The following is a 13,626-nucleotide window of genomic DNA, read 5'->3' as shown; positions in this document are numbered from 1 at the left end:
GTGCGCCGTCGTACGGCAGATTGCTGTGCGATTCCACTCCTCTCCCGGCCCAGGGGCCCCTTCGGCATGCCCGCAGCCGGGACTCACCCCCCAGGAGCCGTAGCGGTGAAGGCGCTGGTCAAGCAGAAGGCGGAGCCCGGCCTGTGGCTCGCGGACGTCCCCGAGCCGGTGATCGGTCCCGGCGACGTCCTGATCAAGGTGCTGCGCACCGGCATCTGCGGCACGGACCTGCACATCAGGGCCTGGGACGGCTGGGCCCAGCAGGCGATCAGCACCCCGCTCGTGGTCGGACACGAGTTCGTCGGCGAGGTCGTCGAGACCGGGCGGGACGTCACGGACGTCTCCGTCGGTGACCGCGTCAGCGGCGAGGGTCACCTGGTGTGCGGCAAGTGCCGCAACTGCCAGGCGGGCCGCCGGCACCTGTGCCGGGCCACCGTCGGGCTGGGCGTGGGCCGCGACGGCGCGTTCGCCGAGTACGTCGCGCTGCCCGCGGGCAACGTGTGGGTGCACCGGGTCCCCGTCGACCTGGACGTGGCCGCCATCTTCGACCCGTTCGGCAACGCCGTGCACACCGCGCTGTCCTTCCCGCTCGTCGGCGAGGACGTGCTGATCACCGGCGCCGGCCCGATCGGCCTGATGGCCGCGGCGGTGGCCCGGCACGCGGGCGCCCGCAACGTGATGATCACCGACGTCAGCGAGGAGCGGCTGGAACTGGCCCGCAAGATCGGCGTCAGCCTCGCGCTCAACGTCGCCGAAGCCGGCATCGCCGACGGCCAGCGCATGCTCGGACTGCGCGAGGGCTTCGACATCGGCCTGGAGATGTCCGGCCGCCCCGAGGCGCTGCGGGACATGATCGCCAACATGACGCACGGCGGCCGCATCGCCATGCTCGGCCTGCCCGCGCAGGAGTTCCCCGTCGACTGGGCCCGGATCGTCACCTCGATGATCACTGTCAAGGGCATCTACGGCCGCGAGATGTTCGAGACCTGGTACGCGATGTCCGTGCTGCTGGAAGGCGGCCTCGACCTCGCGCCGGTGATCACCGGCCGGTACGGCTTCCGCGACTTCGACGCGGCGTTCGCCGATGCGGCGAGCGGCCGCGGCGGCAAGGTCATCATCGACTGGACGGCGTAACTCCCCTTCTCCGCAAGCACCTTAGGAGCTTCCTGATGTTCGACTCCGTGCGCGACGACCTGCGCGCCACCCTCGACGAGATCCGCGCCGCCGGACTGCACAAGCCCGAGCGCGTCATCGGCACCCCGCAGTCCGCCACCGTGAACGTCACCGCGGGCGGCCGCCCCGGTGAGGTCCTCAACTTCTGCGCCAACAACTACCTCGGCCTCGCCGACCACCCCGAGGTGATCGCCGCCGCCCACGAGGCCCTGGACCGCTGGGGCTACGGCATGGCCTCGGTGCGCTTCATCTGCGGCACCCAGGAGGTGCACAAGGAACTGGAGGCGCGGCTCTCGGCGTTCCTCGGCCAGGAGGACACGATCCTGTACTCCTCCTGCTTCGACGCCAACGGCGGCGTCTTCGAGACGCTGCTCGGCCCCGAGGACGCGGTGATCTCCGACGCGCTCAACCACGCGTCCATCATCGACGGCATCCGCCTGAGCAAGGCGAAGCGCTTCCGCTACGCCAACCGCGACATGGCCGACCTGGAGGCGCAGCTCAAGGCCGCCGGCGACGCCCGGCGCAAGCTGATCGTCACCGACGGCGTCTTCTCCATGGACGGCTACGTCGCCCCGCTGCGCGAGATCTGCGACCTCGCCGACCGCCACGGCGCGATGGTCATGGTCGACGACTCGCACGCCGTCGGCTTCGTCGGCCCCGGCGGCCGCGGCACCCCCGAGCTGCACGGCGTCATGGACCGGGTCGACATCATCACCGGCACCCTGGGCAAGGCCCTCGGCGGCGCCTCCGGCGGCTACGTCGCCGCTCGCGCCGAGATCGTCGCCCTGCTGCGCCAGCGCTCCCGGCCGTACCTGTTCTCCAACACGCTCGCCCCCGTGATCGCCGCGGCGTCCCTGAAGGTCCTCGACCTGCTGGAGTCCGCCGACGACCTGCGCGTCCGGCTCGCCGAGAACACGGCCCTGTTCCGCCGCCGCATGACCGAGGAGGGCTTCGACGTCCTGCCCGGCGACCACGCCATCGCCCCGGTGATGATCGGCGACGCGGCGCGGGCCGGCCGCATGGCCGAACTCCTGCTGGAGCGCGGCGTGTACGTGATCGGCTTCTCCTACCCGGTCGTGCCGCAGGGACAGGCGCGCATCCGCGTCCAGCTGTCGGCCGCGCACTCCACGGACGACGTGCACCGCGCGGTGGACGCCTTCGTCGCCGCCCGCGCGGAGCTGGAGGGCTGAAAACCGCCGGTGACCTGAGAGAATCGGTCACATGATCGAGGCGCGGCGGCTCCACATCCTCCGTGCGGTGGCCGACCACCGCACGGTGACGGCGGCTGCCGCCGCGCTGTACCTCACCCCGTCGGCCGTCTCCCAGCAGCTCGCCGCGCTGGAACAGGAGACCGGCCACCGGCTCGTCGAGCGCGGCGCCAAGGGCGTGCGCCTGACCCCGGCGGGCGAGATCCTGCTGAACCACACCAACGCGGTCCTCGCCCAGCTGGAGCGGGCCGAGGCGGAACTCGCTGCCTACAGCTCGGGCGCGGCCGGCACGGTCACGGTCGCGTCCTTCGCCACCGGCATCGCCCTGGTGGTGGCCCCCGCGGTGGCCCGCCTCGCCGCGTCGGCGCCCGGTATCCGCATCCGCGTCCAGGACGCCGAGGGCGACGCCAGCCTGCCGATGGTCCTGGACCGGCAGGTCGACGTCGCCGTGGCCGTCGAGTACCGGGGCGCTCCGCCCGCCGACGATCCGCGCCTGGCCCACGTCCCGCTGTACGCCGAGCCCTTCGACGCGGTCGTGCCCGTCAGCCACCGGCTGGCCGACGCTGCCGAGGTGCCGCTCGCCGAACTGGCCAAGGACCCCTGGATCGGCCCGTACCCCAACAACCCGTGTCATGACGTGGTGGTGCTGGCCTGCGAGAGCGCCGGCTTCCAGCCCCGTATGGAGCACTCCTCGGACGACTTCCGGGCGGTCGTTGCGCTCGCCTCGGCCGACGCCGGGGTGGCGCTCGTGCCGCGGTCGGCGCTGCGCGGCATGGAGCTGGCCGGTGTGGTGGTCCGCCCCGTCGACGGCACCGCCCCCACGCGCCGGGTCTTCGCCGCCGTGCGCCGGGGCGCGGAGGAACATCCCCTGATCCGCCCGGTGCTGGACGCGCTCGCCGCCGCGGCCCGCGTGTGAGCACTCCGTAACCCGGTTGTCTCATATCCGGGATAGCGTCCCGGATATGAGAAGCGACGAAATGGACCCCGTCGACACCAGGCTGGGCGCCCGCCTGGCCGAGCTGCGCACCGAACACGGCTGGTCCCTGGAGGAGCTGGCCGAGCGGAGCGGCGTGAGCAGGTCGACCCTCTCGCGGGCCGAACGCGCCGAGACCAGCCCCACGGCCTCCCTCCTGAACCGTCTGTGCGCCGTCTACGGGCGCACCATGTCCCAGCTGCTCAGCGAGGTCGAGGCCGCGCCGGACGCCGTCGTGCGCGCGGCGGACCAGCCCGTGTGGCAGGACCGGGCCTCCGGCTTCCTCCGCCGGTCGCTCTCCCCGCCGCACCCCGCCCTGCGCGGCGAACTCGTCGAGGGACACCTCACGGCCGGCGCCGACATCGCCTACGACCGCCCGCCCGTGGCCGGTCTCGAGCAGCACGTCTGGATCCTGGAGGGGGCGCTCCGGGTGACCGTCCAGGACGCCGAGCACCACCTCGGCACCGGCGACTGCCTGCGCATGCGGGTGTGGGGACCGACCCGCTTCCGGTGCGCGGCCCCCGAGGGCGTCCGGTACCTGCTGGCGGTGGTGCGGCCGTGATCCGCCTCGACGAGACCCGGCTGCCGGGCCACGCCGGGGCGCTGGCGGACCTGCTGGCCGCCACCGTGAACGGCGGCGCCTCGGTCGGCTTCCTCGCCCCGCTCGGCCGTGCCGAGGCCCTGGCGTGGTGGCGGGAGCGGGCCCGCGAGGTGGCCGCGGGCCGGCTGGCCGTCTGGGCCGCACCCGACGGCGACCGGGTCCTGGGCACCGTCAGCCTGGCGTTCCCCGCGAAGCCCAACAGCCGCCACCGCGCCGAGCTGGTCAAGCTCATGGTGCACCCGGACGCCCGCGGGCGCGGTCTCGGCCGCCGGCTCCTGGCCACCGCCGAGAACGCCGCCGCGGCGGCCGGCATCACCCTGCTGCACCTGGACACCGAGACGGGCAGCCCCGCCGAGCGGCTGTACCGGTCCGCCGGCTGGACGCCCGTCGGCGTGATACCCGACTACGCGGCCCGCCCCGACGGCGCGCCGGCTGCGACGACCATCTACTACAAGCGCGTACCGCAAACGGCTCCCACCAGGTGATTGTCAGTGGCGGCCGCTACGGTTCCTGCCATGCCGGACGCCGAAGACGTACGCCGTATCGCCCTGTCCCTGCCGGACACGACGGAGAAGACCGCCTGGAGCATGCCCACGTTCCGGGTCGCGGGAAAGATGTTCGCCACGCTGCCCGAGGACGAGACCTCCCTCGCCGTGCGCTGCCCCAAGGAAGAGCGCGACGAACTGGTGCTCGCCGAGCCGGGCAAGTTCTGGATCGCCGGCCACGAGGCGCAGTTCGCCTGGGTCCGGGCCCGGCTCGACGCGCTGGAGGACGAGGCCGAGCTGCGCGACATCCTGGCCGATTCGTGGCGCCAGGCGGCCCCGGCCCGGCTGCTGGAGGCGCATCCGCGGCTCGGCCTCCCGCCGGAGTGACACCCGGCGGGTCTCACCCGGACGTCGCCGCCCCGAGGAACCCCCCGATCCGCTCCCGCAGCGACCGGGCGTCCAGGCCGTGGGCGGCGGCGTGCTCCTCCACCTGCCCGTAGCGGCGCAGCTCCCGGCGCCCCACGCCCAGGCCCAGGACCCGGTGCGGCACATCGGCCAGGGCGTTGTTCGCCGCCGCCGTCGACGTGCCCGCCAGATAGGGCTCCACCAGGACGACGTCCGACCCGGCCGTCTCGGTGGCCCGGCGCAGGGCGGCCCCGTCGAAGGGGCGGACGGTGGTCGCGTAGAGCACGGTGACGTCCAGGCCCTCGGTCGCGGCGAGCGCGGCGTCCAGCAGCGGCCCGACGGCGACCACGACACCGGAGCGCCCCTCGCGGACGGTGCGGAACCGCTCACCGTCCACGGGCAGCCCCTGCTGGTTGGACTGCACGGAGAGCCGGACGTACACCTTGTCGTCGCCCGCGGCGATCGCGTGCCGCAGCAGGGTCTCGGCCTCGTCCGGATGGCCCGGGACGTGGACGGTCCAGCCGTCCAGGGTGTCGAGCAGCGCCACGTCGCCGGGCGCCATGTGGGTGTAGCCGCCCGCCGGCCAGTCGAAGGAGGCCGCCGCGCTCACCAGCACGGCGCCTGCGTCCTGGTGCCCGAGGTCCAGCTTGACCTGCTCGAAGGGCCGCTCGACGAGGAAGCTGGCGAAGGTGTGCACGACGGGCCGCAGCCCGGTCAGCGCCAGTCCCGCCGCCGCCCCGACCAGGAGCTGCTCGCGGATACCGACGTTGACGACCCGCCCGGGGTGCCGGCGGGCCGCCTGGGCGAAGCCGTCCACGCCGATCTCGGCGAGGACCACCGCCACCCGGGGATCCTCGTCGAGCAGCCGGGTCACGACGGGGGCGAAACGGTCACGCATGGTGTCCATGGGAGTGAGGATTCCTTTCCGGTTTCCGGTCGGTGGGAAGGTCAGGCGGACTTCGGCTCGACGCGCGCCACCACCACGTGCGGGCGGCCCGGATGCGGTGCGGTGAAGGCGGCGTACAGCGCCTCGTGGTCACGGCCGTCGACGGTGAGCGCGGACCAGCCGGCCGCCTCGAAGCGGGCGGTGATCCCGCCCGGCCGCGCGTGGCTCGCGGAGGAGTTGTCGACGACGACGGTGTGCAGCCGCTCCAGCCCGGCGGGCCCGGCGAAGGCGATCGCCTCGTGGTTGCTGCCCTCGTCCAGCTCGGCGTCCCCGATCAGCGTCCACACCCGCGGCTCGTCGAGCCCCTGGGCGCGCAGTCCCAGTGCCGTGCCGACGGCGATGGGCAGTCCGTGCCCCAGGGACCCGCTGCCGATCTCCGCCCCGGGCACGAGTGTGCGGTCGGGGTGGTGGCCGAGCGGGGAGTCGTAGGAGCCGAAGCCGGGCAGCCACTCCACCGGCAGGAAGCCCTTGGCGGCCAGGACGGCGTAGTACGCCATCGGCCCGTGCCCCTTGGACAGCAGGAAGCGGTCCCGCTCCGGGTCGGTCATCCGCTCCGGGCCGACCCGCAGCACCCGGTCGTAGAGCACCCACAGCACGTCCAGCGTGGACGTCGCGGCCGGGCCGTGCTTCTCGTCCCCGGTCATCAGGCCCATGAGTTCCGGCAGGTCGGCGTACGTGTACGTGAGTGTCGTGTTGGTCATGGACACGAGCGTGCAACCTCAAGCAATGTTGAGGTCAAGCGGTGCGCCCGGGAAACGGATGCGCGATCACCAGCGCGAGTGCGGTATTGTTTCCCTGCGCGTTCGGCCGGGGGAAACCCCCAGGTCAGACGGGTAACGGGACGTGGCGCAGCTTGGTAGCGCACTTGACTGGGGGTCAAGGGGTCGCAGGTTCAAATCCTGTCGTCCCGACAGTACGGAACGCGAAAGCGGGTCCACCGGCATCGGCGGACCCGCTTTTCGTCGTCGTGGCGGCGTGACGGAGACCGCGGGCGGCGAGGAACCCCGCCGCCCGCGCCCCTCCGCGCGTCAGATCGCACACCCCGCATGGGCCAGCGCCTGCTTCAGCAGCACCCCGTGGCCGCCCGGCATCTCGCTCTGCACCGCCGCCGAGACGGCCTCCTGCGGGCTGAACCACACGAGGTCGAGCGCGTCCTGCCGGGGCCGGCAGTCGCCCGTCACCGGCACGATGTAGGCGAGGGACACCGCGTGCTGGCGCGGGTCGTGGTACGGCGTGATGCCCTGCGTCGGGAAGTACTCCGCGACCGTGAACGGCTGCAGCGACGCCGGCACGCGGGGCAGCGCGACCGGGCCCAGGTCCTTCTCCAGGTGGCGCAGCAGTGCGTCCCGGACGCGTTCGTGGTGCAGCACGCGGCCGGAGACCAGCGTCCGGCTGACCGTACCGTCGGGCCCGATGCGCAGCAGCAGGCCGACACTGGTGACTTCGCCGCTGTCGTCGACGCGGACCGGGACCGCCTCGACGTACAGGATCGGCATGCGGGCGCGCGTCGACTCCAGTTCGTCGGAGGACAGCCAGCCGGGCGTGGTTTCGGTCATGTCAGACATCGCTTGATCATACTTTCAGCCGTTCGGACTTCCTGGGTAGCCGCTCCAGAAGAACTGTGACCGGCCGCACGCCCGTTCAACCGTCCTCGCGCGATCGGCGCTCGTCAGGGCTTCACGGCCACCGCGCCGTACTGCGGCACCAGGACCGACGCGCCGGGCTCGGCGCGCCATTGACCGCACGAGACCAGGCCCGGTTCGAGCAGGTCGAGCCCTTCGAAGAACGCCGCGATGTCCGCGCCGCTGCGGGCGGTGATCGGGGGAGTGGCGTTCTCGTTCCAGAACTTCATCGCGGGGATCTGGCCCGCGCCGCCCAGCGCGTCGTCGAAGGTCGGGTGGGTGAGCACCAGGTGGCTGCCGGACGGGACCGCGGCCATCACGCGGTGCGCGATCTCCCGGGCCTTGGCGGTGTCCAGGACGAAGTTGAGGATGCCCAGCATCATCACCGCGACCGGCTCGGTGAAGTCCAGGGTGCCCGCGGCCCGCTCCAGGATGGCGTCCGGGTCGTGCACGTCGGCGTCGATGTAGGCGGTGACGCCGTCCTGGGTGCCGGTCAGCAGGGTGCGGGCGTGCACCAGCACGATGGGGTCGTTGTCGACGTAGACGATGCGGGAGTCGGGCGCGATCCGCTGGGCGATCTCATGGGTGTTGTCGGCCGTGGGCAGGCCCGTTCCGATGTCGAGGAACTGCCGCACTCCGCGCTCGCCGGCCAGGAAGGACACGGCCCGGCCCAGGAAGTCCCGGTCCGCCCGGGCGATGTCCCGGATGATCGGGAACATGCCGGCGACGTGCTCGCCGACCTGCTGGTCGACCTCGTAGTTGTCCTTGCCGCCGATCCAGTAGTTCCACACGCGCGCGTTGTGCGCCACACCGGTGTTCAGCCTCGCCGAGCCGCTCGGCGGGGTGTGGCTCTCACTCACGTCTCTTCCTCTCCTCGCCCGTGCGGCCGCGACCGGCCGCCGCCGTCATTGTGCCGCCCCGATGATCACGTTGTCCCGGGAATCGGCAGGGCGGGGCGGGGTCCGGCGGGGAGAGGCCCGGCGGGGACGGAGGCCCGGGCGTACCCTACTCGATCTCGCTCGGGTTCGCCGCGGGTGTCTTGCCGGCCAGTACGTCCTTCAGGCGCTGGGTGCCGAGCTTCGCCGCCTGCCTGACGGAGTCGTCCTCGCCGCCGTCGAGCCCGCCCGCCGTGACGGTGACGGCGTCGTCGCCGACGCGCACGGCGGCGACGTCCAGGGTCAGCGTGGCGGCCGTGCCCCCGGTCGTGCCCCGGACCGTCACCCGCACGGCCTCGCGGGCGTCGCCCACGGCGGGCAGCGAGGCGTCGACGACCTGGACGGTGCGCTGCTCGCCGTCGTCGGTCGCCGTGAACTGGTCGCACTTCTCCGGCAGGGCCGCCATCCAGTTGAGGGAGTCCTGCGGGTCGGTCCGGTCGTAGGAGGCCACCTGGTACAGCAGGCGCGAGTCGCCCTGCTCGAAGCCGCGCAGTTCCGAGGAGCCCGACGGCCTGCCCAGCAGGTCGTCGTCGAAGAGGGAGTCGAGCAGCCGCTGGCAGTCGGCGGCCTGGGCCTTGGCGGTGAGGAAACCGGAGACGTCGACCGTGCCGATGAGCAGGCTGTCGTGCCAGTTCCCGGCCTCGGTGTCCTTGACCTGGGTCCAGTCGTCCTCGATGTCCGCCTCGGTGATCAGCGCGGCCCGGGCGCCGTCGGTGGAGAGGGTGGCGGTGGGGGAGGGGGTCTGGCGCGCCGGCTGCTTCTTCCCGGCGACCTGGGAGGCGGCGACGCCGGGGACGCGCGAACCGTCCGTGCCGCCGTCGTCCGAGCAGGCGGCGGTGGCCAGCAGCGCGCCTGCCGCCACGGTGGTGGAGAGGGCTCGGACGAGGGGGGACGGACGACCGGTCATCAGGGGTGCCTCCTGGGAGCGTGACGCATGCCCCCAGCGCACCACCGGCCCGGACGGGCCACCACCGGCACCGGACTGTTCGGGTGAGGCCGGTGCCGGGCCGGTGGAGGGACGTCCGGGCCGGTGGGGTTCCGGCGGTCCGCGCCTAGCCCTTCAGCGGGTCGTGCCCCAGCGTCATCAGCCGGTGCCGGCGGCGGGTGTCCTCGGCCGTCGTCTCCGGCTCGGGCTCGTTCTCCAGGTCGGCCTGGTCCATGACCGTGTCGACGACCTTCCGCATCACGCGCAGATCGTCGCCGGTCAGGTCCGTCCGCCGCTTCTGGAGGATCGCCAGGACGTGCTGCCCCGTGGGCGTGCCCGCCTGCTCCGGCAGGGGTTCGGCCGCCTCGTCGGCGTCCCGCACGCGCAGCCAGGCCGCGAGTTCCTGCGAGGTCATGTTCACCACGCGGTGGAAGTCCTCCCACAGCGCGTCGAGTTCGAGGGCGTCGGTCATCGTCTGCCCCTTCCGTGCGTACGTCGCGTGCTCGGTGCCGGATCCGCGCGGGGTCAGGTGCCGCGGGGGAAGTTCTCGGCGTCGAACATCCAGCGCTGCTTCTCCAGTTCCGCCGTGACGGCGATCAGCAGGTCCTGGGTGACCGGGTCGGCCGTCTCGGTCGCCTCGATGCGCTCGCGCAGCCGGCCGATCGCCTCCTGCAGCGACTCCACCATCACCTGCACGGCGTCCTCGTCGCGCACCCAGCCCTCCTTCGGGGCGGGCAGCGTGAAGGCCTTGGCGACCGTCTCCGGGCGGCCGTCCGGCGGCACACCGAGCGCCGCGGACCGCTCCGCGACCGTGTCGGCGAAGTTCCGCGCGGCCGTCACCACCTCGTCCAGCTGCAGGTGGATGGACCGGAAGCGCGGGCCGACGATGTTCCAGTGCGCCTGCTTCGCGGTCAGCGAGAGTCCGAGCAGATCCACCAGGGTGTCCTGGAGTGCCTCGCAGGCGACCTTGCGGGCGTCGTCGGGCAGTGTGCTCCTCACAGCCGTCATAGGGCGCTTCTCCTTCTCGCGTCGTCTCTCGTGGTCCGGAGCAGCGCGTCGCGTTCCTCCTCGCAGGTGCCGCCCCACACGCCCGCGGCCTGACCACTGCCGAGCGCGAAGCTCAGGCAGTCGTCGGTCACCGGGCAGCGCGCGCAGATCCGCTTGGCGGCCGTCACGTCCCGCAGGGCGGGACCCGCGGTGCCCACGGGAAAGAACAGCTCGGGGTCCTCGTCCACGCAGGCGGCGCTCCGCAACCACTCCATGACCGCGCGGGTGCCCACCGCACCTGCGGGCAAACGCGCCGCCACACCCGCCCGGTCACTGTCCCGGCCTGCGAGAACATCATCCAGCGGGCCGTGGCGCCACCGAAACCTTCCCAGGGGCGGGGTGAGGGTCTATCATTCGAAACTAGCAGTGCTAATTAAGCGGTGTGAGGAGCCTCTCGTGCGTCCCGTCCACTTCGCGGCCGCCCGCCGCACCCCCATCGGCAAACTGCGGGGATCCCTCTCCTCGGTACGGCCCGACGACCTCGCCGCGACCGTCGTCCGCGCCCTCGTCGGCGACGTGCCCGCGCTGGACCCCGCCCGCGTCGACGACGTCTACTGGGGCGCCGCCAACCAGGCCGGCGAGGACAACCGCAACGTCGCCCGCATGGCCGCCCTCCTGGCCGGCCTGCCCGAGACCGTGCCCGGCGCCACCGTGAACCGGCTGTGCGCGTCCGGCCTGGAGGCCGTGACCACCGCCGCCCGCACCATCGCCGCCGGCGAGGCGGACATCGTCGTCGCGGGCGGCTCCGAGTCGATGAGCCGCGCCCCCTTCGTGCTGCCCCGCCCCGACGAGGCCCTGCCGCACCGCATCGAGACCGTCGACACCCGCCTCGGCTGGCGTCTGGTCAACCCGGCGATGAAGGAGCTGCACGGCCTGCTGTCCATGGGCGAGACGGCCGAGGAGGTCGCCGCCCGGTACGGCATCCCGCGCGAGCGCCAGGACGAGTTCGCCCTGCGCAGCCACCAACGTGCCGCCGACGCCCGCAAGAACGGCCACTTCGACGACGAACTGCTGCCCGTCGAACGCCCCGACGGCGTGGTCGTCGACACCGACGAGTGCGTCCGCGAGGACACCTCCTACGAGAAGCTGGCCCGGCTCAAGCCGGTCTTCCGGCAGGGCGGCACGGTCACCGCGGGCAACGCCTCCCCGATGAACGACGGCGCCGCCGGACTCCTCCTGGTCAGCGAGGACGCCCTGAACGACCTGGGCCTGGAGTCCCTCGGCCGTTACGTCGCCGGCGGGTCCGCCGGCGTCCACCCCGACGTCATGGGCATCGGCCCGGTCCCGGCCACCCGCAAGGTCCTTGCCCGGGTCGGATGGGACGTCGGGGACCTCCAGGAAGCCGAGTTCAACGAGGCGTTCGCGGCCCAGGCGCTCGCCTGCGTCGACCAGCTCGGCATCGACCCCGAGCTGGTCAACCCGAGCGGTGGCGCCATCGCCCTCGGCCACCCGCTCGGCTGCTCCGGCGCCCGCATCCTCACGACGCTGCTGCACCGCATGCGGCGCACCGGGGCCGCCAAGGGGCTGGCGACGATGTGCGTCGGGGTCGGGCAGGGCAGCGCGGTGCTGGTCGAACGGCCCTGAACCGGACCGGCCAGGACGCCCGGCAGGCGAGACGGCGCTGACCGCACCGGTTCGTTGCACATAGCATCGGTGTTCGCATGAACACCATGACGCTCTGGCACATCACCGGCTGGGAGTTCGCCGCCCTCGCCTTCGCGGCCCTGCTCGTCGGCTTCTCCAAGACCGCCGTGAGCGGGGCCAACACGGTCAGCCTCGCCGTCTTCGCCGCGGTGCTGCCCGCCCGCGCCTCCACCGGCGTGCTGCTGCCCATCCTCATCGCCGGGGACCTGCTCGCCGTCGCCACCTACCGGCGGCACGCGCACTGGCCCACGCTGTGGCGGCTGTTCCCGGCGGTCGCCGCGGGCGTCGTCGTCGGCACGGTGTTCCTGCTGTGGGCGGACGACGGGGTCGTACGGACCTCCATCGGCGCGATCCTGCTGCTCATGGCGGCCGTGACGGTGTGGCGCCGGCGTACGGCGGACACGGAGGAGGAACCGGAGTCGGTCACCACCCGCTCGGGCCGCCTGAAGGCCCGTTCCTACGGCGTGCTGGGCGGCTTCACCACCATGGTCGCCAACGCCGGCGGCCCCGTGATGTCGATGTACCTGCTGTCGGCCGGTTTCCGCAAGCTCGGCTTCCTCGGCACCTCGGCGTTCTTCTTCCTGATCGTCAATGTGTCCAAGCTGCCCTTCAGCGCCGGCCTCGGCCTGATCGACGGCCGCTCCCTCCTGCTCGACCTGGCGCTCGTCGGGTTCGTCGTGCCCGGCGCGCTGCTCGGCAAGTGGGCGGTCGACAGGATCAACCAGCGGCTGTTCGAGCAACTCGTCATCGCCGCGACCGTCGTGGGCGGGCTTCAGCTACTGCTGCGCTGAACCCCGCAGCAGGACGGGAAGGTCCGCGAACGCGTCGATCACGTGGTGGGGCGTGCCGTCGGCGGCGTCGAGCGTCTCCTGCTGGAACTTGCCGGTCCGCACCAGCACGCCGGTGATCCCGGCCCGTTGCGCCGCCAGGACGTCGGACTCGACGTCGTCCCCGACCATCACGGCCTCGCCCGCGCCGACACCGAGCCGGGTCAGGGCCGCCTCGAAGAACGCCCGGGCCGGCTTGCCCGTGATCTCGGCCTCCACGCGCGCCGCCCGCTCCAGACCCGCCAGGAACGCGCCCGAGTCCAGCCTCAGCCCCTCGGCCGTACGCCAGTACAGGTTGCGGTGCATCGCCACCAGCCGTGCCCCGCGCTGCAGATGCGCGAAGGCCCGGTCGAGCGCCTCGTAGCCGAACTCGGGGCCGGCCCCGCCGACCAGGACCACATCCGGCACGGCGTGGCCGTCCGCCGGGTCGGCCAGCGTCACCCCTTCCAGGTCCGCCGCGATGTCGCCGCTGTTCAGCAGGGCGCACCGGGCACCGGGGGAGTGCTCGGCGAGGTGGGCGGCGGTGGCCGCGGGCGCGGTGAGGATGTCCTCGGCGGACACCGGGAATCCCGCGTCCGCCAGGGTGCCGGCGATCGACGCCCGCGTCCGGGAGGTCGTGTTGGTGACCAGCAGGACCGCGAGCCCGGCCGCCCGGATCTCCCGCAACGCCTCCACGGCACCGGGCAGCGGCCGCCAGGAGACGGTCAGCACCCCGTCGATGTCCACGAGCACGGCACGCACGGACCTCATGCCAGGACCATAACCATCCCGGGCCGCGCCTGCCGGTCCAGCGGCCCGGGGCTGTGTCGGGGCTGTGCCTGCCGGGCCGGCCGCC

Annotated in this window: 17 protein-coding genes and 1 tRNA gene; 9 read left to right on the top strand and 9 right to left on the bottom strand. The window is 73.0% G+C overall.

Annotated features, from left to right (window positions below):
- Positions 1–105 precede the first annotated feature (105 nt).
- From tdh to ACF07N_RS20925, 6 genes are read left to right on the top strand one after another with little or no spacing between them, the layout of a single operon-like run.
- Positions 106–1,134 carry an L-threonine 3-dehydrogenase gene (gene tdh, locus ACF07N_RS20950; protein ID WP_383336028.1) on the top strand — a complete coding sequence of 343 codons (1,029 nt, stop codon included), beginning with the start codon at positions 106–108 and terminating at the stop codon, positions 1,132–1,134.
- A gap of 35 nt (positions 1,135–1,169) precedes the next feature.
- Positions 1,170–2,363, top strand: a complete 1,194-nt coding sequence (locus ACF07N_RS20945) for a glycine C-acetyltransferase (protein ID WP_383587771.1) — start codon at positions 1,170–1,172, stop codon at positions 2,361–2,363.
- Between the two features lie 31 nt (positions 2,364–2,394).
- A complete protein-coding gene (locus ACF07N_RS20940) occupies positions 2,395–3,297 on the top strand; it encodes a LysR family transcriptional regulator (RefSeq protein ID WP_392115020.1) in 903 nt (300 codons plus the stop codon).
- Between the two features lie 46 nt (positions 3,298–3,343).
- Positions 3,344–3,916: a helix-turn-helix domain-containing protein gene (locus ACF07N_RS20935; RefSeq protein ID WP_392115017.1), complete on the top strand. Its 573-nt coding sequence runs from the start codon at positions 3,344–3,346 to the stop codon at positions 3,914–3,916.
- Positions 3,913–4,440: a GNAT family N-acetyltransferase gene (locus ACF07N_RS20930; protein WP_383339081.1), complete on the top strand. Its 528-nt coding sequence runs from the start codon at positions 3,913–3,915 to the stop codon at positions 4,438–4,440. The genes ACF07N_RS20935 and ACF07N_RS20930 overlap by 4 nt, the downstream gene beginning before the upstream one ends.
- Before the next feature lie 30 nt (positions 4,441–4,470).
- Entirely contained in the window at positions 4,471–4,827 is a 357-nt protein-coding gene (locus ACF07N_RS20925; RefSeq protein WP_383336033.1) for an MmcQ/YjbR family DNA-binding protein, read from the top strand.
- 13 nt (positions 4,828–4,840) lie between these two features.
- On the opposite strand, the gene ACF07N_RS20920 is transcribed toward ACF07N_RS20925, so the two are convergent.
- Positions 4,841–5,752, bottom strand: coding sequence for a transketolase family protein (locus ACF07N_RS20920; RefSeq protein ID WP_392115013.1), 912 nt, complete (start codon positions 5,750–5,752; stop codon positions 4,841–4,843).
- A gap of 41 nt (positions 5,753–5,793) precedes the next feature.
- Entirely contained in the window at positions 5,794–6,492 is a 699-nt protein-coding gene (locus ACF07N_RS20915) for a transketolase (protein WP_383339085.1), read from the bottom strand.
- A 136-nt stretch (positions 6,493–6,628) separates the two neighbouring features.
- Between ACF07N_RS20915 and ACF07N_RS20910 the strand changes: the two genes are divergently transcribed.
- Positions 6,629–6,702, top strand: a tRNA-Pro gene (locus tag ACF07N_RS20910).
- A gap of 117 nt (positions 6,703–6,819) precedes the next feature.
- Here ACF07N_RS20910 and ACF07N_RS20905 read toward each other — a convergent pair.
- The 6 genes from ACF07N_RS20905 to ACF07N_RS20880 form a co-directional block, all read right to left on the bottom strand.
- Positions 6,820–7,356, bottom strand: a complete 537-nt coding sequence (locus ACF07N_RS20905; protein ID WP_365095499.1) for an NUDIX hydrolase family protein — start codon at positions 7,354–7,356, stop codon at positions 6,820–6,822.
- Positions 7,357–7,460: 104 nt separating this feature from the next.
- Positions 7,461–8,273 carry an SAM-dependent methyltransferase gene (locus ACF07N_RS20900; RefSeq protein ID WP_392115010.1) on the bottom strand — a complete coding sequence of 271 codons (813 nt, stop codon included), beginning with the start codon at positions 8,271–8,273 and terminating at the stop codon, positions 7,461–7,463.
- A 145-nt stretch (positions 8,274–8,418) separates the two neighbouring features.
- Positions 8,419–9,255, bottom strand: coding sequence for a hypothetical protein (locus ACF07N_RS20895; protein ID WP_392115007.1), 837 nt, complete (start codon positions 9,253–9,255; stop codon positions 8,419–8,421).
- Between the two features lie 145 nt (positions 9,256–9,400).
- Positions 9,401–9,745: a DUF3140 domain-containing protein gene (locus ACF07N_RS20890; protein ID WP_392115004.1), complete on the bottom strand. Its 345-nt coding sequence runs from the start codon at positions 9,743–9,745 to the stop codon at positions 9,401–9,403.
- A gap of 53 nt (positions 9,746–9,798) precedes the next feature.
- A complete protein-coding gene (locus tag ACF07N_RS20885; RefSeq protein WP_383336039.1) occupies positions 9,799–10,281 on the bottom strand; it encodes a Dps family protein in 483 nt (160 codons plus the stop codon).
- The gene (locus ACF07N_RS20880) at positions 10,278–10,535 is read right to left on the bottom strand and encodes a WhiB family transcriptional regulator (RefSeq protein ID WP_383394512.1); all 258 of its coding nucleotides are present in this window, start codon (positions 10,533–10,535) and stop codon (positions 10,278–10,280) included. Before ACF07N_RS20880 ends, ACF07N_RS20885 begins: the two co-directional genes overlap by 4 nt.
- A 181-nt stretch (positions 10,536–10,716) precedes the next feature.
- Here ACF07N_RS20880 and ACF07N_RS20875 point away from each other — a divergent pair, with 181 nt between their 5' ends.
- Together ACF07N_RS20875 and ACF07N_RS20870 are read left to right on the top strand one after the other, a co-directional pair.
- Positions 10,717–11,904, top strand: a complete 1,188-nt coding sequence (locus tag ACF07N_RS20875; RefSeq protein ID WP_392115001.1) for a thiolase family protein — start codon at positions 10,717–10,719, stop codon at positions 11,902–11,904.
- Positions 11,905–11,981: 77 nt separating this feature from the next.
- Positions 11,982–12,755, top strand: a complete 774-nt coding sequence (locus ACF07N_RS20870) for a sulfite exporter TauE/SafE family protein (RefSeq protein ID WP_383339091.1) — start codon at positions 11,982–11,984, stop codon at positions 12,753–12,755.
- Here ACF07N_RS20870 and ACF07N_RS20865 read toward each other — a convergent pair.
- Positions 12,741–13,541: an HAD-IIA family hydrolase gene (locus ACF07N_RS20865; RefSeq protein WP_392114998.1), complete on the bottom strand. Its 801-nt coding sequence runs from the start codon at positions 13,539–13,541 to the stop codon at positions 12,741–12,743. The two genes, ACF07N_RS20870 and ACF07N_RS20865, sit on opposite strands and share 15 nt — an antisense overlap.
- Between the last annotated feature and the right edge of the window lie 85 nt (positions 13,542–13,626).

Source organism: Streptomyces sp. NPDC015242, assembly GCF_043079125.1.
Taxonomy (GTDB): domain Bacteria; phylum Actinomycetota; class Actinomycetes; order Streptomycetales; family Streptomycetaceae; genus Streptomyces.
The sequence above is the reverse complement of the archived record's forward strand: the minus strand, read 5'-3'. Positions and strand labels throughout refer to the sequence as shown.

Coding starts and splice junctions, on each gene's coding strand:
- ACF07N_RS20920 (WP_392115013.1), bottom strand. CDS start 5,752: ATGGACACCATGCGTGACCGTTTCGCCCCCGTCGTGACCCGGCTGCTC.
- ACF07N_RS20925 (WP_383336033.1), top strand. CDS start 4,471: ATGCCGGACGCCGAAGACGTACGCCGTATCGCCCTGTCCCTGCCGGAC.
- ACF07N_RS20870 (WP_383339091.1), top strand. CDS start 11,982: ATGAACACCATGACGCTCTGGCACATCACCGGCTGGGAGTTCGCCGCC.
- ACF07N_RS20890 (WP_392115004.1), bottom strand. CDS start 9,745: ATGACCGACGCCCTCGAACTCGACGCGCTGTGGGAGGACTTCCACCGC.
- ACF07N_RS20865 (WP_392114998.1), bottom strand. CDS start 13,541: ATGAGGTCCGTGCGTGCCGTGCTCGTGGACATCGACGGGGTGCTGACC.
- ACF07N_RS20940 (WP_392115020.1), top strand. CDS start 2,395: ATGATCGAGGCGCGGCGGCTCCACATCCTCCGTGCGGTGGCCGACCAC.
- ACF07N_RS20895 (WP_392115007.1), bottom strand. CDS start 9,255: ATGACCGGTCGTCCGTCCCCCCTCGTCCGAGCCCTCTCCACCACCGTG.
- ACF07N_RS20905 (WP_365095499.1), bottom strand. CDS start 7,356: ATGTCTGACATGACCGAAACCACGCCCGGCTGGCTGTCCTCCGACGAA.
- ACF07N_RS20880 (WP_383394512.1), bottom strand. CDS start 10,535: ATGGAGTGGTTGCGGAGCGCCGCCTGCGTGGACGAGGACCCCGAGCTG.
- ACF07N_RS20915 (WP_383339085.1), bottom strand. CDS start 6,492: ATGACCAACACGACACTCACGTACACGTACGCCGACCTGCCGGAACTC.
- ACF07N_RS20935 (WP_392115017.1), top strand. CDS start 3,344: ATGAGAAGCGACGAAATGGACCCCGTCGACACCAGGCTGGGCGCCCGC.
- ACF07N_RS20945 (WP_383587771.1), top strand. CDS start 1,170: ATGTTCGACTCCGTGCGCGACGACCTGCGCGCCACCCTCGACGAGATC.
- ACF07N_RS20885 (WP_383336039.1), bottom strand. CDS start 10,281: ATGACGGCTGTGAGGAGCACACTGCCCGACGACGCCCGCAAGGTCGCC.